Source organism: Pseudoalteromonas sp. (assembly GCF_018402495.1).
GTDB lineage: Bacteria > Pseudomonadota > Gammaproteobacteria > Enterobacterales > Alteromonadaceae > Pseudoalteromonas.
In genome coordinates this window covers 771655-790302 of record NZ_JAGYIU010000002.1, presented here as the reverse complement: position 1 = coordinate 790302, position 18648 = coordinate 771655, and the positions used below count along the sequence as shown (strand labels likewise).

The 18648-nt window shown below is 39.5% G+C and carries 18 protein-coding genes; 6 read left to right on the top strand and 12 right to left on the bottom strand.

The window, feature by feature from the left end; translation table 11 throughout:
* Window positions 1–140 precede the first annotated feature (140 nt).
* The 3 genes from KG708_RS09160 to KG708_RS09150 all read left to right on the top strand — a co-directional run bounded on the left by KG708_RS09160 (window position 141) and on the right by KG708_RS09150 (window position 6345).
* Entirely contained in the window at window positions 141–527 is a 387-nt protein-coding gene (locus KG708_RS09160) for a response regulator (protein ID WP_213609080.1), read from the top strand.
* A gap of 4 nt (window positions 528–531) precedes the next feature.
* Window positions 532–3672, top strand: coding sequence for a PAS domain-containing protein (locus KG708_RS09155; protein WP_213609079.1), 3141 nt, complete (start codon window positions 532–534; stop codon window positions 3670–3672).
* 441 nt (window positions 3673–4113) lie between these two features.
* Window positions 4114–6345 carry a bifunctional diguanylate cyclase/phosphodiesterase gene (locus tag KG708_RS09150; RefSeq protein WP_301003344.1) on the top strand — a complete coding sequence of 744 codons (2232 nt, stop codon included), beginning with the start codon at window positions 4114–4116 and terminating at the stop codon, window positions 6343–6345.
* 296 nt (window positions 6346–6641) lie between these two features.
* Here KG708_RS09150 and mgtE read toward each other — a convergent pair whose 3' ends face one another.
* The 12 genes from mgtE to KG708_RS09090 all read right to left on the bottom strand — a co-directional run bounded on the left by mgtE (window position 6642) and on the right by KG708_RS09090 (window position 16234).
* A complete protein-coding gene (gene mgtE / locus KG708_RS09145) occupies window positions 6642–8000 on the bottom strand; it encodes a magnesium transporter (RefSeq protein WP_213609077.1) in 1359 nt (452 codons plus the stop codon).
* Window positions 8001–8129: 129 nt separating this feature from the next.
* A complete protein-coding gene (locus KG708_RS09140) occupies window positions 8130–8402 on the bottom strand; it encodes an HPr family phosphocarrier protein (protein ID WP_213609076.1) in 273 nt (90 codons plus the stop codon).
* A 23-nt stretch (window positions 8403–8425) separates the two neighbouring features.
* On the bottom strand, window positions 8426–9268 hold the full coding sequence (gene rapZ / locus KG708_RS09135) for an RNase adapter RapZ (protein WP_213609075.1): 843 nt from the start codon (window positions 9266–9268) through the stop codon (window positions 8426–8428).
* Window positions 9269–9287: 19 nt separating this feature from the next.
* Complete coding sequence (ptsN, locus tag KG708_RS09130; protein WP_213609349.1) at window positions 9288–9740, bottom strand: PTS IIA-like nitrogen regulatory protein PtsN; 453 nt, start codon at window positions 9738–9740, stop codon at window positions 9288–9290.
* A gap of 4 nt (window positions 9741–9744) precedes the next feature.
* On the bottom strand, window positions 9745–10032 hold the full coding sequence (hpf, locus tag KG708_RS09125) for a ribosome hibernation promoting factor (RefSeq protein ID WP_213609074.1): 288 nt from the start codon (window positions 10030–10032) through the stop codon (window positions 9745–9747).
* A 26-nt stretch (window positions 10033–10058) separates the two neighbouring features.
* Window positions 10059–11555: an RNA polymerase factor sigma-54 gene (locus KG708_RS09120; protein ID WP_213609073.1), complete on the bottom strand. Its 1497-nt coding sequence runs from the start codon at window positions 11553–11555 to the stop codon at window positions 10059–10061.
* A 381-nt stretch (window positions 11556–11936) separates the two neighbouring features.
* On the bottom strand, window positions 11937–12662 hold the full coding sequence (gene lptB, locus KG708_RS09115; protein WP_213609072.1) for an LPS export ABC transporter ATP-binding protein: 726 nt from the start codon (window positions 12660–12662) through the stop codon (window positions 11937–11939).
* The gene (lptA, locus tag KG708_RS09110) at window positions 12659–13198 is read right to left on the bottom strand and encodes a lipopolysaccharide transport periplasmic protein LptA (protein ID WP_213609071.1); all 540 of its coding nucleotides are present in this window, start codon (window positions 13196–13198) and stop codon (window positions 12659–12661) included. Before lptA ends, lptB begins: the two co-directional genes overlap by 4 nt.
* Complete coding sequence (lptC, locus tag KG708_RS09105; RefSeq protein ID WP_213609070.1) at window positions 13188–13742, bottom strand: LPS export ABC transporter periplasmic protein LptC; 555 nt, start codon at window positions 13740–13742, stop codon at window positions 13188–13190. The genes lptA and lptC overlap by 11 nt, the downstream gene beginning before the upstream one ends.
* Window positions 13739–14290 (bottom strand): 3-deoxy-manno-octulosonate-8-phosphatase KdsC, encoded by a 552-nt coding sequence (kdsC, locus tag KG708_RS09100; RefSeq protein ID WP_213609069.1) that lies wholly within the window; start codon window positions 14288–14290, stop codon window positions 13739–13741. The genes lptC and kdsC overlap by 4 nt, the downstream gene beginning before the upstream one ends.
* Entirely contained in the window at window positions 14291–15262 is a 972-nt protein-coding gene (locus tag KG708_RS09095; RefSeq protein ID WP_213609068.1) for a KpsF/GutQ family sugar-phosphate isomerase, read from the bottom strand.
* Window positions 15263–15265: 3 nt separating this feature from the next.
* The gene (locus KG708_RS09090; RefSeq protein WP_213609067.1) at window positions 15266–16234 is read right to left on the bottom strand and encodes a calcium/sodium antiporter; all 969 of its coding nucleotides are present in this window, start codon (window positions 16232–16234) and stop codon (window positions 15266–15268) included.
* Window positions 16235–16486: 252 nt separating this feature from the next.
* Here KG708_RS09090 and KG708_RS09085 point away from each other — a divergent pair, with 252 nt between their 5' ends.
* Genes KG708_RS09085 through mlaD form a run of 3 tightly spaced genes read left to right on the top strand, consistent with a single transcriptional unit; the run spans window position 16487 to window position 18644 of the window.
* Entirely contained in the window at window positions 16487–17302 is an 816-nt protein-coding gene (locus KG708_RS09085; RefSeq protein WP_213609066.1) for an ATP-binding cassette domain-containing protein, read from the top strand.
* A complete protein-coding gene (mlaE, locus tag KG708_RS09080) occupies window positions 17302–18081 on the top strand; it encodes a lipid asymmetry maintenance ABC transporter permease subunit MlaE (RefSeq protein ID WP_213609065.1) in 780 nt (259 codons plus the stop codon). Before KG708_RS09085 ends, mlaE begins: the two co-directional genes overlap by 1 nt.
* A 14-nt stretch (window positions 18082–18095) precedes the next feature.
* Window positions 18096–18644: an outer membrane lipid asymmetry maintenance protein MlaD gene (mlaD, locus tag KG708_RS09075; RefSeq protein WP_213609064.1), complete on the top strand. Its 549-nt coding sequence runs from the start codon at window positions 18096–18098 to the stop codon at window positions 18642–18644.
* Window positions 18645–18648 lie beyond the last annotated feature (4 nt).

Genomic DNA, 18648 nt, shown 5'->3' with positions numbered 1-18648 from the left:
TATTATCTAGAATTTAGGTGAGTTATAGAGCCATTTCCTGAACGATAAAATAGACCCCATATCTAAGCAGATGGGTATAAAGCTGTTGCTTTAAATTTAAAACATATGCGTAATAAGTGGCCAAATAAGGTAAAAGTAATATGAATCTTAATAAAGTGATGCATGTAGAAGATGATGAGTGTATTCGTATTGTTGCTGAAATGGCGCTATCTGATGTTGCAGGTTTTGAGGTTTTGAGCTGTGATGGTGGCGAAGCTGCTTTAGAGCGGGTTGTTGCATTTTCGCCGGATTTAATCTTACTTGATGTGATGATGCCAAAAATGGATGGCTTACAAACCTTGATTGAATTGAAAAAAATTTCATCATTAGCCGCCACACCGGTTGTATTTATGACCGCTAAAATTCAACCCATTGAAAAGAAAATATATATTGATGCGGGTGCGATAGGCGTTATCGAAAAACCATTTGATCCAATGGTATTAGGCGACACATTAAAACAATTATTTTTAAAGGCACAAAAAGGCTAAATAAATGCAAGCACCTAAACATTTGCCAGATGAAAAACATCGGTTAATATCTCTTGAACAAACTCAATTACTTGATACTGAGGTTGAAGAACGTTTTGATAGATTAACGCGTTTAGTTAAGTTGTGTTTAGGTACAGAAATAGTACTTATTTCACTCGTGGATAAACATAGGCAATGGTTTAAGTCGAAACAAGGTTTAAGTGCTTGCGAAACACCTCGTGACATTTCTTTTTGTGGCCACGCTATTTTCAATGAGGGTATTTTTCAGATTTCTGATGCCCATCAAGACCCCCGATTTGCAGATAACCCCCTTGTGACGGGAGCGCCAAATATTCGTTTTTATGCAGGCGCTACTTTGTTTTATAACCAACAAGCTATTGGTACTTTGTGTGTTATTGACTCTCACCCCCGCTCATTGACTGAAAAAGAGCAACACGTGTTGAGAGAGTTTGCAGATGCAGTAGAGCTTGAAATCAAAGACAGATTACAAGAGGAGGCACATCAACAACTTGCTGAGCGTGAGTTACGTTATCGCTCTGTGTTAGAGGGTACCCGTATTGGCACGTGGGAATGGAACGTACAAACAGGTGAAACGGTGTTTAATGAGCGTTGGGCACAAATGCTAGGCTACACGCTTGATGAGCTTGCGCCTGTAAGTATTGAAACATGGCAGTCACTCGCCCACCCTGATGACTTAGCGCAGTCGAGTGCTTTACTTAAAAGTCATTTTAACGGTGAACTCGATTTTTATGATTACCAATGTCGGATGAAGCATAAGCAGGGTCACTGGATTTGGGTACATGATCGCGGTCGTGTTGTGAGTTGGACTGATACAGGTGAGCCAAGCATGATGTATGGTACTCATGCAGATATCACGGAAGAAAAATTAAATAAACAGCAGCTACAAAAACAAAAATGGTTATACGAGCAAATTTTAGAACAAACGATGGCGGGCTATTGGGATTGGTATATACAAGATGATGTTGAGTATTTAAGTCCGGCATTCAAAGAAATGTTTGGCTATACAGAGGATGAAATGCCTAATACCCCCACTGCATGGCAGGCAATTATATACCCAGAAGATTTACCAAAGGTTATTGCCTCATTTGATAAACATGTAACAAGCCTTGGTGAAGCCGCATTTGATAATATTATTCGTTATTATCATAAAAATGGCTCAACAGTGTGGGTGCGTTGTATCGGTAAAGTCATTGAGTGGACAGCAGATAACAAACCAATCCGAATGATAGGTAGTCACTTAAACGTAACGGATGAAATGTGCATCAAAGAGGAGCTTCAGCAAAGTCGAGATCAATTTCAAGCATTGGTGTCTAATATTCCGGGGATTACATACAGATGTTTAGCCGACGACAGTTGGACTATGCTCTATATGAGTGGCAGTATTGACCCCCTTTCAGGCTATCCAGCCGATGATTTTATAAACAATAAGGTAAGAAGTTACGCCAGTGTAATTCATCCTGAAGATGCACCTTATCTTGATGAGGAAATGGGTAAAGCAATTCAAAATCAAACGAGCTGGTTGTTACTTTACAGAGTGTTCCACAAAGATGGTTCTATCCGTTATGTGGAAGAGCGAGGGATGGCTGAATATAACGAAGATGGTAGCGTACGCTATTTAGATGGTTTTATTTTAGATGTTACCAATGAAAGGCAATTAAAAAGACAGTTACTTAATTTAACCGCGCAATTACCTGGAGCTGTTTATCAATTTCAGCAATGGCCGGATGGCCGTATAGCCTTTCCTTATGCAAGCCCAAATATTAAAAAAATCTATGAGGTAACACCTGAGCAGATAAAACAAAGTGCAAATCAAATCTTTGATATGATTTTAGAGCAAGATTTACCCGATCTAGTCAGTAGTATTGAGCATTCAGCAGAAACTTTAACCTTGTGGCAGCACGAATATCGAGTGAAAAAAAGCAATGGTAGCATAGCGTGGGTATCTGGTCGGGCGATGCCAGAACTGATGCCAGATAAAAGTGTACTTTGGCATGGCTATCTTTATGATATTACAGATACAAAGCAGCATTATATCGCACTTGAACAAGCAAATGACAACTTAAACTTAGCGCAGCAACGGCTCGAGCTATCATCTCAGCAGGCGCAAATTGGTTATTGGCAAGCATCATTAAAAACGGGTGAGCTATGGTGGTCATCTATGATATACGATGTATTTGGTTTTGATGAGGCGACAACACAGCCCAGTGTGCCTTTATTTAAAAGCACCTTACACCCTGATGATGCACATCTTGTTTTTGAAAGTGAAGAACGAGCAAAGCATACAGGGCTACATGATGTTGTCCACCGCATTATTCGTCCAGACGGTGAAATACGCTGGGTACATGAGCTGGCACAAATGTTACCAGAGGAAAATAACCCAGACATGCTAATGATTGGCTCTGTGCAAGATGTGACCGAGCGTATGCGTTTGCAGCAAATGAAAAACGATTTCATCTCCACAATAAGTCATGAACTTAGAACACCACTGACCTCAATCAACGGTGCATTAAAGCTAATACAGGCTACTCAAATAAGTCAGCTTAATGAAAAAGGAGTTAAATTACTCAACGTTGCGTGTAGTAATGCTGAGCGCTTACAGCATTTAATTAATGATTTACTCGATATAGAAAAATTAATAGCAGGTAAAATGAGTTTTGAGTTGCAGGTGAATCTGATCAAGCCACTGCTTGAAAGGGCGGTGGTAGATCACTCAACCTACGCAACAAAATCTCAATTGGTACTTGAATTAGTCATACCCGATACCTTAAAACAAGCTCAAATTTTGATTGATGAACATAGATTCCAGCAAATTCTCGCTAATTTACTGTCAAACGCGATTAAATACTCACCCGCTGGTGGAAAAATTCAGCTTATTGTTTCTGAAGTTGAGCAAACCATAGAAATAGCGGTTAAAGACGAAGGTGTAGGTATTGCGGATCATTTTAAAAACAAGCTTTTCCAGCGTTTTTCTCAAGCGGATGCGAGCAGTGCAAAAGAAAAAGGGGGGACAGGCTTAGGATTAGCCTTGTGTAAAGAGCTTACAGAAGCGATGAATGGTAGTATTGGCTTTGATGAATCAAGCACACTTGGAGCAACATTTTATGTTCGTTTTCCTTTATATTAAAGGTCAACAGATCCTAAAGTGATCAGCTCGTTCAATGTGTGAGTGTGTACTTGTGATAAAAGGGTTTTTATTTACTTTTACTACTTCATTGTAATGACATATCAATCCTTTTACACTGGTAAGAGGTTGGCTTAATGAAATAGATGATTATTAAATATGCAATTTAGGGTAACAAAGAGCGCAGCCAGTATTTTTTATAGTGCAATTATTTTTTTTCATTTCACTATTTTTATATTGGGCATGGTTGAGCTTGCTTTTTATAACTATGAGTTAATGAAAGTTATTAGCCCTCTAACAGCCATAAACTCATTATTAATCACTATTGCGCTATTAGCGTTACAAAAGTTCAATTTAAAGACAAGTTCAAAAAAATATAGAGTGTCACTGGCCGTAGTAAGCCTACTGTGCTTTTTAGTGTTACAACTGTCATTTTGGTTTCATATGCAGCATAGCTTTCATATTGGGCTGATTGACTCGAATCCTTTTACCTTAGCTTTATCTCCTGTTTTCTTGTTTACTTTTTTTGCCGCTGTTTTCGTTAAGTTGTCTTATAAGAATATCCAAATAATAGACATGAAAAAAATAAAGATAGTCGCGTTTATTGCGGTCTTTATTGGCGCTATTGTTTGGCATCAAGCCTCATTGAGCGTCGTAAAAAACCAAGAGGCCAATGCCAGATCTAAAGTTTCACTAATAGAAACAATGATCAATAAATCCATTGAAGCACACCAGAAGGCGCTCTCTAGAATTAAAGCACGAGTTGATAACGTGACGTTTGATGAATTTAGGCGTCTTATCAACATAGATAAAAGAACTTACACGAATGACTATAATATAATAAAGGGGGTTTTGGTTCTTGATGATGAACTTAGTTATGTGGCAGGTAATGCCTTTTCAAAGAATTTTTACTTACAAGGTATGCTAGAAAAACCCGCAATACAAACCTGGCTAAAGCAAAATAAGCATGACATTCAGTTTGCGGCAAACTCATTAACGTTAAACTCAAACACACCCATTATTATGCTTTTAGCCTCGATAGAATTGGTTGATAAACAGAGGTTTTATATTTTAAACTTATTAAATATCAACCTTTTACTAGAGAAAAGCTACCTAGAATATTTAAGCCAATACGATACCTATTTAGAGTTAACACCCAATATTTATTTTTCGGTAGATGATACCAATGAAAATAAAACTAGTTTTATTGAATTAAGTAAAAATTATAACCACTTTATCACTCAAAAAATAAATATTATGGATTTGGTTGATCATAATGTTTACAGCTTTATCAATGATTATAAAGCCCTGCAAATTGATACAATAATTGATCAATCAATACTTTGGCTCACCTTTATATTTATATTTATATTTGTTCAGGTTGCGGATTCATCACGAATCATTCAATTTGGAGCAAAGCATGACGAGCTAACAGGCTTGCTAAAATTAACGGCTTTAGAGGCTGAGTTTTTAAACGTAAGCGCTGCAAAGCGCAGCAGTTATTTTTCGACGGTTATGTTGAGATTGGATTTTTTTGAAGTTATTCATAACTCTCTAGGTTATAAAATAAGTGATGAACTGATAAATAGTGTATCAGCAAGAATACAAAAAAGTACTAATGATATAGCGCTTATTGCCAAAGGGGCAAATGATAGCTTTGTTTTATACTTTTTTGACATGCCCCCTAAATTATTGGAACAAAAAATTGAGTCCTTGATACTTGCGCTCTCAGAAGTGCATGTTATTGACAATCAAGAGTTTAACCTGACTGTAAGTGGTGGAGCTGCAAGTTATAAACAGCTAGACTTATTTAATGTTCAGCTAAATATTCAGCAGGCAAATATTGCGCTTGAAAAAGCCAAACAACTAGGTGGCAATCAAGTTCAGTTTTATCAACAGGCTATGGAAGATAAACACAATGAAACAGTTACGATAAGAAATAACTTACAAAGTGCGCTTAAAAGTAACGAATTAGACGTTTTCTACCAACCGGTACATTGTTTAACTAACAATGTGATTACAGGCGTAGAGGCATTAGTTAGGTGGCGGCACGGCGGTGAATGGATTTCACCCGCTAAATTTATACCGATTGCCGAAACAACTGGTCAAATAATCCAAGTCGGTGAGCAGGTTTTAAACAGGGTAATTGAAGATATTAAAAAATACCCTCAACTGCAAAATCTTACAGTTGCAGTAAATTTTTCAACTAAGCAAATTATTAAAGATAACTTTTCGCGTAATTTACTTGCTTTATTGGCTCAAAATAACATCGTATACAAAAATTTTACGGTAGAGGTCACCGAGTCTTCTTTTCAAGAAAAGGCATCAATAGAGAAAAAGTTAATTGAATTAGTGGATTCAGGGATCAATGTGGCGATAGATGATTTTGGTACGGGTTACTCGAGCTTGTCCTATCTTGCTCATCAGCCTGCGAATATCATAAAAATAGATCGTGAATTTACAATAGGCGCTCACTTAAATACCAAAGAACAAAAGCTATTAGATACCATAATTAAAGCGTGTTTTGATCTAGACAAAAAAGTAATAGTAGAAGGTATTGAAAATGAAGCATTGGTTAAACACCTATCTCAGTTTGAAGGGGTGAGAATCCAAGGGTATGTTTTTTCAAAACCATTGCCTATTAACAGGCTCTTAGAATATATAAAAAATCATTAATACCAATCTGCTTGCTACGCTAAGAGCTTCTTATACCAGTCCGCAATAATACTTAATCATTTTGCGGGGCTAAACGTGTCGCTACCTGTTTTAAAAAATTCTCATTTAGAACAACTAAATAGCGAATTTTTTGCCTAGCTATCAACTCGTTTTTCCAGCCACAAAATAGACCACTTAATTAAGCGAATTGGTATTATTTACAACTGTATGAATGCAGGATCAATTACCGAAAATAACCAACTAAAAAACGTTTGCTTGGTTATTGGCTTGGTTTTTCTCCCTCAAAATAGCAGGTATTAAATTAGTAGCCAAGTAGCGGTCCCTAAAAAGGCAAATATACCAACAATATCGGTCACAGTTGTCAGTACCACACTACCGGCTAAAGCGGGGTCTATGTTCATTTTTTTAAGCAAAATAGGTATGCAAGCACCGGCCACGCCGGCAACAACTAAGTTCATAAACATAGCAAATGCCAATACAGCGCCAAGCATTAAATCCCATTGCCATATCGCAATCACACTGGCAATAAGCAAAGACCATAACACGCCGTTCAATGCACCAATAGCCAGTTCTTTCATCATTAAAAAGCGTTGGTTAGTTTGGTTTATATGGCCGACAGCGATACCGCGGATCACCAGAGTTAATGACTGGCTACCTGCGACCCCACCCATTGAAGGCACAATACCATTGAGTACAGCAAGAATAGGTAAAATAGCCAATGTATTTTCAAAAAAGCTGGCTACAAATGCGGCAGCGAGTGCGGTAAGTAAGTTAACCCCTAACCATACTGAGCGTTTTTTAGAGCTTTTTAATACCGGTGCAAAGGTATCTTCTTCATCATCTAAACCGGCTAAACCAAGTAAACTATGCTCTGCATCTTCGCGGATAACATCAACAATATCATCAATAGTGATACGCCCGAGTAAATGTGCGTTGTCATCAACAACCGGTGCAGATATCCAGTTATGACGCTCAAATAATTGCGCTACTTCACTTTCATCCATTGAAATAGGGATAGATTCACAGTCTTCATCCATTAAGTCCTGAACAATTTTTTCAGGTGGGTTGGTTAATAACGTGCTCAACGATAGGGCACCTAAAAAGCAATTATGTTTATCAACCACGTATAAGTCATCTGTACCTTCTGGTAATTCGCCACGAAGACGAATATAACGCAGCACAACATCTAAAGTTACATCAGGACGAATAGTAACGGTATCTATATTCATCAATGCGCCAGCAGAGCGCTCTTGGTAAGATAAAGCCCTTGTTGCACGTTCTCTATCTCGAATATCCATAGCACTAACAACGTCTTTATAAACGGTGTCTGGTAGGCTACGAAGCACTTCCCCTAAGTCATCATGTCCCATGTCCTCTGTAGCCGCAGCAATATGCTCCGGTGCCATTTGCGCAATAATGCCCAAGCGCACATCTTCAGAAAGCTCTTCAAGCACATCGCCTTGTACATCAGGGTCAACAAGCTGCCAAAGCATTCGTCTAATTTTATGGGGGGATGACTCTAAAAGAAGTGCAGTATCACAAGGCGCTGTTTTTGCCAGCATACGCCTAACTTGAACAAATTGACCACTATTAAGTGACTTAGTCACCTGTTTTAGTTGTTGCAGTGGGATATCTTGTTCTACAGCTTCTGGCATTGGCGTCCTTAATTAAATTTCATTACACGATGGCAGGGCATAAATATTATGCTACTTTGGCTTGTCTTACTTTATACCACCAAACCAAACTAACTCAACCAGTATTGACCCCTCATAATAGAAAATGAGTTACTCTTGCTCATTAAATCGTTGATCGATAAGCTCACCTATCGCATTAAGTGCAGGCTCTGCGTCAGGGCCTTCGCATACTACCTTAACTTCTTTTCCTTGACTGCTTTCTAACAGCATAAGCGCTAATACACTGTCACCCGCGGCTTGTTTGTCATCTTGAAATAAGGTAATTGTGGCATCAAATTGCACAGAAAGTTGAGCGAGTACCGTTGCAGCCCTAGCGTGTAGTCCTAACTTGTTTTTTATTAAAAATGTATTTTCTAACCGCATGACATGTTCTCATAAAATGGTGTTTACTCTTGTTCTCGGTGGCGAATTTTTACATTAGGATGACTCATTGAAAAACTTTCGCCTATAGTTTGCGCTAAGTAAACTGAGCGATGTTGCCCACCAGTACAGCCAATGGCTATAGTCAAATAGCTGCGGTTATTTCGCTCTAAATGAGGTAACCATGTTTGTACAAAGGTTTGAATTTGCCACGTAAATTTTTGCACTATGCTGTGGCTGGCTAAATAGTCTTTTACTGGTTGATCTAGCCCTGTGAGTGGCTTAAGTTCAGGCTCCCAATGCGGGTTTGGTAAAAAGCGGGCATCAAAGACGTAATCGGCTTCTTTAGGAATACCATGTTTAAAACCAAATGATTCAAAAGTAATGATCAATTGTTTATCTTTTTTACCGAGTATTTTTTCCCTAATAGACTCTGCAAGCTGATGAACACTTAAATCTGTAGTATCAATTATGTGATCAGCATGGTTAATTAGCACATCCAATAACTGTTTTTCTTTTTTTATGGCTAAATCAAGCGGCAAAGAGTCAATAGATAAAGGATGAAGACGACGTGTTTCTGAAAAACGTTTTATTAATGTTTGGTCGTTACTGTCTAAATAAAATACTGTTGGTTTAGTGAAACCAGGTAAATATTCAAGGATTTCATTAAACTGCTGCTGTTCCTTAGGTAAATTACGTACATCAACACTCACAGCAATTTTGTTATAACTGTCGGAAACACTTCGCACTAATGAAGGTAATAAATTCAGAGGAATATTGTCTACGCAATAATAACCTAAGTCTTCCACAACGCGTAACGCCACAGATTTTCCAGAACCTGAGCGACCACTTATAATTATTAACTCCATTAATCACTCCTCTTTGTTACTACGATTGGTTTACTATTACCTGGTAGAGCTCGCTATCCGATTTAGCGGCGCGTAATTGCCTACAAAACTCTTTATCATTGAGCTTATCAGCAATTGTGGCTAAGGTCTTCAAGTGCTGCTGATTATCGCCATCAGGTACAATTAATGCGACAAAAATATCAACTGGTTGATTATCTATAGCATCAAAATTAATAGCTGTTTCGCTCACCAATATTAAAGCTAGAGGATCTTGAGCGCCTTCCATTCGACCATGTGGAATGGCAATACCTCGACCTATACCGGTACTACCTAGTTTTTCTCTTGCGGTTAATGCATTAAGAATATCTTGTTGTGTTAAATAGGGCAGCTTATTGTGGGCCAATTCACTGATAAATTCTAAAATTCTTTTTTTACTATTAAAAAGGACCGCAGCTTTACTGCAGTCCTGACAGATAAGTGAGCTTAGTTTCATAGTGTTAGTGTCGAGCAAGTTTCTCTTTGTGTTTAATTACTTGACGATCTAGCTTGTCAATAAGCGAGTCTATAGCAGCATACATATCTTGGTGTTCAGTTGAGGCAAAAATTTCAGCCCCACTAACATGAACGGTTGCTTCCGCTTTTTGGTTTAGTTTTTCTACATCGAGAATAACGTGCACATTCGTTATGTGATCAGTGTGCCTTTGTAGCTTAGCAAATTTAGTATTTACGTAGTCTCTAAGTGAGTCAGTAATATCTACATGGCGACCAGTTAAGTTCAGTTGCATAAACATTTTCCTCTTTATTGTACGCCTTAAATCAAACTTTTACGTTGATTCGACGGGGGAATAGCCAGAGATTCGCGGTATTTTGCAATAGTTCTCCTTGCTACTTTAATTCCTTGCTCTGCCAATATATCTGCAATTTTGCTATCACTCAATGGTTTAGCTGAGTTTTCTGCAGCGATTAATTTTTTAATTAACGCACGTATTGCAGTTGATGAGCATTCACCACCATTTTCAGTACTTACATGGCTTGAAAAGAAATATTTAAGCTCAAAAATGCCACGTGGTGTATGCATGTATTTTTGCGTAGTAACACGCGATATAGTCGACTCGTGCATTTCTACCATTTCAGCGACATCGTTAAGCACCATAGGCTTCATTGCTTCAGGACCGTGTTCAAAAAAGGCCTGTTGTTGTTGCACAATACAGTTAGTTACTTTCAGTAGTGTATCGTTTCTACTTTCTAAGCTTTTTATAAACCATTTAGCCTCTTGTAAGTGCGAGCGAATAAACTGGCTATCACCGCTTGATTTTACCGTACGCGACATAGCGGCATATTGGCTGTTTACTCTGATCTTAGGCATGCTATCTGGGTTTAATTCAACGACCCAACGCCCTTTTATTTTTTTAACTGATACATCAGGAATAACATACTCAGACTCTTCTCTAACAATCGTGTCTGCTGGTTTTGGGTTAAGCGTGTGGATTAACGTCATCACCTCTTTAAGCTCATCTTCCTTTAGCTTAGTTTTTTTCATTAACGTGCGATAATCACGAGCAGCGAGTAAGTCAATATGATCAGTTAAGATCATTTTGGTTTCGTTTAAAAAGGGCGTGTTTTTATCAAATTGATTTAACTGAATACACAAGCACTCTTGTAAACTGCGTGCGGCTATTCCTACCGGATCAAATAATTGAATACGCTTTAATACCGCTTCTATTTCGTCAAGTTCAACTTCATCTTCGTCGTTTTCTTGGTTAAAGCTTTCTAATATTTCTTCACAGCTTAGAGTTAAAATACCCGAATCGTCCACGGCTTCAACAATAGCAATGGCTATAGCCTCATCGGTTGGGCTAAACGGCGTTAGTTGAAGTTGCCACATTAAATATTCATGCAGCGTTTCGGTTGAAGAGCCTTGATAAATCGATTCATCTTCTGGCATTGGTCCCGATGAAGACGCTGGTGCTGCACTCATGTATTCATCCCAAGTCACATCCATAGCCATATCTTCGCTAATGGTGTCTTTGGTCATGGCTTCGCCGCTATCTTGCTCATACTCGCTGGGTTTTTCGTCAGCGGAAGCACTTAGCGTTAAATCATCGTTATCGGCTTTTTGTTCGTTTTTACCTGCCGTGTCTTCGCTGTAATCTTGTTCTTCAACTTCAAGCAAGGGGTTGCTATCGAGCGCTTCTTGAATTTCTTGCTGGAGATCCAATGTACTGAGTTGCAATAAGCGAATTGCTTGTTGCAACTGTGGGGTCATTGTAAGTTGCTGGCCCATGCGCAGCTGTAATGATTGCCTCATTTATCTCTAACAATCCTTTTAAATTATGGTCTGTTGACCTTTACGGATTAAAATTTGTTCAAACTAGGGGCGGTTTAATTGCGGCGCGAGGTTTGTAACCTAGTGGGCTAAGTCAAAACCGAGCAAAGCTTCCGCGTCCTGCTCACGCTCCTTACCTACATCCATGTAGGCAACAAAGAGTAAGTTGCCCCTAGGCAGAACCCTTTGAGCAGCGCCTGTTTGGCATTGATGCTGCGTTATCGCCTATTTATGGGGAATACCACATCACATAGGCTCTGCCTTGCCTAAATACCAAACAGACTGCTGCAAATTCAACCTTGAAAGGTCAACAGACCTAAGTATGATTAATCTTAGCAGATGCTTAGTGGAATAACACACATATTAGAGCTTGAACTGCTCGCCCAAATAAACATCGCGTACTGTTTTATCGTTTAATACGTAATCAGGAGTGCCTGATGCAATTAACTCCCCATGAGAAACTATGTAGGCTTTTTCACAAACATCAAGTGTTTCACGCACATTATGGTCTGTAATAAGCACACCAATTCCTCGATTTTTAAGGTGCTCTATAATCTTTTTAATATCTAACACTGAGATAGGGTCGACACCTGCAAAGGGTTCGTCTAACAAAATAAATTTAGGGTTTGCCGCTAAAGCACGCGCAATTTCAACACGCCTACGCTCACCTCCAGATAAAGCCATACCTTGGCTGCTGCGAATGTGTTGAATACTAAATTCATCAAGTAAATTATTTAAGCTATCTTCACGTTGCTGCTTATTTAATTCTTTACGTGTTTCTAAAATAGCCATTAAGTTTTGATAAACAGTCAGCTTTCTAAAAATAGATGACTCTTGCGGTAAATAACCAATTCCCAAACGAGCACGGCTGTGCATAGGCAATAAAGTAATATCTTTATCGTCAATCGATATCTTGCCTTTATCGCTTGGTACAAGGCCTACAATCATATAAAACGTAGTGGTTTTGCCCGCACCATTGGGGCCAAGTAAGCCCACAATACTGCCAGCTTCAACCTCAAGGCCAACGTTCTTTACAACTTCACGACCTTTATAGCTTTTAGCTAATAGCTCTGCTTTTAAAATGCTCATGGCTGGCCTTTGTTATCTTCTTTATTATTTTCAACGGGGACTAAAATAGTGTGTACACGGTCTGTTGAATTTTCGTCTTTTTCTGCACTAATTAACTGCTGATCTATATCGTAAGTGATACTTTTAGCCGTTATTTTTTGACCTGCTTGGGCTATGCTTGCATCGCCAATTAAGGTTAAAAAACGCTGTGACACATCATAGCGTACTTCATTGGCGCTGGCGCTCATTATAGTTCCATCTGCCTGTTTTTCCTCAAAATAAGCAGGGCTGCCCGTGGCAATCAAAAGTTGCTTATTTTCACCTAGGTCGCCACGTTTATGCACTTCTAAACGATCTGCATTAATACGACGATTGCCATGAATAATTTCAACATTTTTCTCAAAAATGCCTACGCTCTCTTTTAGTTGACCCTCTTGTTTATCAGCTCTAATTGAAATTTGATTAGTGACAGGCGTTTCAATTGTGTCATTTGCATGGCTTTGAAAAGCAATGAGTAGTGAAGGAACAATTAAAATTTTAAATAGGTTATTGGTCATAATATAGGGTTCGCGTATGGTTAATAAGTTTAATAACTTCAGTTTTTAAATTGGCCTCAAGGCCTTTACCCATGATCTTTAAATTAGGCCCTGTAATAACAACAGGCTGCTGCGATTGCATGGTTAATAGTTTTATATCAACATTAATGTTATCGGCGGTGATCGTATCAATCATGGCATTATTTACTAAGTTTTGAGCCGTTACATTGCCCTCTAAAATCAGTTGACGGCCGTCATAGAGAGTCGCTTCGTCTGCGTTAATGCGCCATGTTTGCTGTTCATTGTATAAAGTGAATATAGGCTTTTCAAAAAAGGTAAAACCGAGTTGCTGGTACAGCTCCATTCTTACCGCAGTCACTTTATGGCTCACTTTACCTTGCTCATTATAAGCCGTTTGCTTTAGTTTGATGGCGGTATAATCGGGCTCAGCAATTATTTGAGCTTGCTCATCTGCAACAGCATCCTCTTGAATAAAATAAGGATACCAAAGCCAAACCATACAGCTAATGAATAAAACGCTCAGTATAAGGCGCGCTACATTCATGAACTGGTTCCTTCACTGGTAAGTGGTTTGTTATTTTCAAGCATAAGTAAATCTGTCAACTCTCTTACGGCACCAAAACCGCCGGGCAGTTGGGTTACATAATGTGATAAGCGTTTAATAAGTGGGTGCGCGTCGTTTACGGCAACGGCAAACCCGACTTTTTCCATTACTGGCATATCAGGGCCATCATCACCTATGTAGGCAATTTGCTCATCGCTTAGTGCTAATTTTTGTTTTAATTGCTGATAGGCAATGAGCTTGTCTTCTTGGCCTTGGTATATATGTTGTACGGTTAAGCTAGTCATTCGCTGTTGAACTATCTGAGAGTGACGGCCGGTGATCACAGCCACTTCAAAGCCACTGTTAATCAGGGCTTTAATACCAAATCCATCTTTGGTATTAAATGCTTTGAGCTCTTCACCTTGGTTGCCAAGATAAATACGGCCATCTGAGAACACGCCATCAATATCACAAATTAATAACTTTATTTTTTTTGCGCGCCTTTTTGCGTCATCACTTAGCGGTTGATAGAGATCTTCAAATTGCATTTATAGCACTCCGGCTTTAAGTAAGTCTTGCATATTTAGTGCGCCAATGGGTTGATTACACTCATTAATAACAATTAAGCCATTAATGCGTTTTTGTTCCATAATATTTAACGCCTCAGCTGCCAGCATATCTTGCGTGGCTGTAGTACATGATTTGGTCATTACAACATTAATTTCAGTGCCATGTATATCAACACGTTGCTCTAAAATGCGGCGTAAATCGCCATCGGTAAACAGGCCTGATAATTGCTGGTTGCTATTTACAATCGCGGTCATGCCGAGCCCTTTGGCCGACATTTCGATTAAGGCGTCTTTAATCGTTTGCGTTTCGTTAATAATAGGTGTGTCAGCACCGCAATGCATAACATCTTTTAAGGTTAAAAGTAAGCGCTTGCCTAAGCTACCACCAGGGTGTGATAGCGCGAAATCGTCGGCAGTAAAGCCGCGAGCTTCTAATAATGCCACTGCCATAGCGTCACCCATAGCCAGTGTTGCAGTGGTGCTTGCTGTCGGTGCCAAGCCTAATAAGCAGGCTTCTTGCTCAACTTTAATGCACACATGCACATTTGCCAATGTTGCCATGGTTGAGCTTTGGTTGCCTGTCATGGCGATCATTTTGGCACCAATGCGCTTTAATACCGGAATAATATTAAGTACTTCACTGGTTTCGCCAGAATTAGAAATAAGGATCACCACATCACTTTTGGTGATCATGCCTAAATCACCATGGCTTGCTTCACCCGGATGTACAAAAAATGCAGGGCTGCCGGTACTGGCAAGCGTGGCGGCTATTTTGTTACCAATATGACCTGACTTACCCATACCAATCACAATAATACGACCTGAGCAGTCATACATTAATTGACACGCTTGGTTAAAGCTTTCATTAACGTATTGTGCAATATCGCTCAGTGCTTGGCGCTCAATATCAAGAACACGAAGTCCTTGTTGAATAAAGTTTAACATTGCCATGGGTTACCCTACTTGACTAAAAATATAACCTTGATAAATAACAAACGCGATCAGGAGCAAGCCACCTTCTAGTCTATTGATACGTCTTTGCCCTCTAAAGTTCAATGACATCGCAATGAGTGCCAAGGTTGCGCCAATCATAATAATGACATCGCGGCTAGCTACCGAAGCATCAATAACTGAAGGATTAATTAAACCTGCCAGCGGGAGAACCGCTAAAATATTAAAAATATTTGAACCAACAATATTACCCAGTGCTAAGTCATCTTCATTTTTAAGTACACCCGCAATAGAAGCTGCAAGTTCAGGTAAGCTGGTGCCTATGGCTATGATAGTTAAACCAATCACCAAGTCACTTAGGCCAAAATGTTTTGCAATATCAACGGCTGAGCCGACTAAAAAGTGTGAACTAACCGGCAGTAAAATCATACCCACTACCAGCCAAAAAATAGCTTTTTTGGTTGGTACGTTGTCAGGTACTTCGTCACAGGCTTCGCTCACAAATGGATCGTTTTGATTTTTAGCTCGCAGCGAAATAAAAATAAGCCCACCAATAAAAACCACAAAACCAAATAGTAAGGCTGCACCTTCAAAAAATGAAAAATAGTTATCTGAAAAAATATACCAAGTTGCAATAGAGACCAGCAGTACTAATGGTATTTCACGTTTTAACGTACTTGAAGATACTGATAACGGCCTTAAAAGAGCTGTAACGCCTAGCACCAGTAAGATGTTAGTGATATTTGAACCAACTGCATTACCCACGGCCGTATCGGTTTTATTAGCCAAGGCGGCTGAGGCCGATACCATCATTTCAGGCGCAGAAGAGCCCATAGCTACCACGGTTAAACCTACAATTAGCGTTGGCACGCCAAAGTTTTTAGCCAGTGCGGCTGCACCATAAACAAACCTGTCTGCGCTCCATACGAGAGCTGCAAAACCAAGAACTAAAATGACAAACGAGGTAATCATTATGATAAGCCAGTTAGAGTAAATTCAGATAGCGCGAATAGTAACAAAAGCCTCTTTAAAAGTATAAATAAAAGAGTGATGTAGGTATTAAGTGAGAAACTTGAGTGATTTTGTGGGAAAATTTAAGCCAAGGTTAAGGTTATTTGAATCAACCTTATGAGCGTTTTTACCAAAATATTACAAAATCTTACGAATTGTTTTTTCCATCTTGACTAAAAAACCCTTAAAATAGAAATACGAGAGAATATTGTTATGGAGAGCGACTTGTCGCAATCAATAGTACAAGTAAAGGACGTTACCTTTTCTAGAGGTGATAGGGTCATATATAAAAATATGAGCTTTGATGTACCCGAAGGTAAAATTACTGCCATTATGGGGCCAAGCGGAATTGGCAAAACCACTATGCTGCGTTTAATCGGCGGTCAGCTTAAACCAGACTCCGGTGATATTTTATTTAAAAACGACAGCATTGTCGCTATGTCACGTAAAGAACTCTATGCAGCCCGCACCCGTATGAGTATGTTATTTCAAAGCGGCGCGTTATTCACCGATATGTCGGTATACGACAATATCGCGTTTCCTATACGTGAGCACACGCAACTAAGTGAAGATTTAATTCGTTTAGTGGTATTAATGAAGCTTCAAGCCGTTGGCCTACGCGGTGCTAAAGATTTAATGCCTTCAGAGTTATCTGGCGGTATGGCACGTCGTGCTGCGCTTGCGCGTGCTATTGCGCTCGATCCTGAGCTTATCATGTATGATGAACCATTTGCGGGGCAAGACCCTATATCAATGGGGGTGCTGGTTAAGCTGATCAAATCTTTAAACGAAGTACTTGGCTTATCTTCTTTAATTGTCACACACGATGTAACGGAAGTAATGAGTATTGCTGATCACGTTATTATTATTGCTGATCAAGGCGTTATTGGTAGTGGCACACCTGAGCAAATGCGTGAACACCAATCACCCCTTGTTCAGCAATTTTTAAAAGGGTTATCAGATGGTCCAGTGCCATTTCATTATCCAGCACAAACCTATGCAGATGAACTGTTAGGAGAGCAGCAGTAATGTTGGATTTACTACAAAAAATAGGCCATAAAACGCTGGGGCGTTTTGCTGCATTAGGGCGCTCAACCCACATGCTTGTCAGTGCGCTGTGGCATGTACCCAATTTTAAAAAAGGTACGCCGTTACTGGTGCGCCAATTATATATGGTTGGCTCACAGTCATTATTGATCATTGTTGTTTCAGGGTTGTTTATTGGCATGGTATTAGCTCTGCAAGGCTATACCGTATTGGTTGATTATGGCGCTGAAGACAGCCTAGGGCCTTTAGTGGCACTTAGTTTATTACGTGAGCTTGGGCCTGTAGTAACTGCATTATTATTTGCAGGTAGGGCAGGCAGTGCACTGACGGCAGAAATTGGCTTAATGAAAGCCACCGAGCAGTTGTCGTCACTTGAAATGATGGCTATCGACCCGCTTCGGCGAATTATAGCGCCGCGTTTTTGGGCCGGTTTGATCAGTATGCCGTTGTTGGCACTTATTTTTTCAGCCGTAGCCATTATTGGTGCTCACTTAGTTGGGGTTGACTGGCTAGGGGTTGACACCGGAAGTTTCTGGTCAATTATGCAATCTCAAGTATCGTTTGATAAAGATATATTAAACGGTTTAATTAAAAGTATCGTATTTGCGATTGTTGTCACCTGGATTGCGCTTTACAAAGGGTATGACTGCGTTCCTACATCAGAGGGGATCAGCAAGGCAACAACAGAAACAGTGGTACACTCATCACTGGCGGTATTAGGTTTTGACTTTATTTTGACAGCGGTAATGTTTACCAGCTAATAGGGTATTAAATAATGAATTCACGGAAATTAGAAATTTTAGTTGGTTTTTTTGTAGCACTGGGCATTTTGGCATTTTCAATGCTGGCGCTCAAAGTGGCTAATTCGGGTATTAGCGGCTCAGGTGAAACCTACACATTAAACGCCAAGTTTGAAAATATAGGGTCGTTAAAAACGCGTGCGCCTATCAAGGTCGGTGGCGTTGTTATTGGCCGTGTAGAGTCAATTTATGTGCATCCACAAGAGTTTTTACCTGTGGTTAATATGAGTATTGATGCGCAATATTTATGTCGTTTCTCAGATACCAGCTCAATCTCTATTTTAACCTCGGGTATTTTAGGTGAGCAATATCTAGGAATTAATCCCGTTATTGCATCTGGCTCAGCGGAGCAACGTTGCCTAGGTAATGATGTAGAGAATACCGAAGCAGATCAAGCGATCGACGACTTATTTGGGGTGCAAAGTAAAGCATTAGCAAACGGTGATTCAATTACGGACACTAAGTCGGCTTTAGTGCTTGAAGAATTAATAGGCCAGTTTTTATTCAACCAAGGTAGTGAGTAGTTAT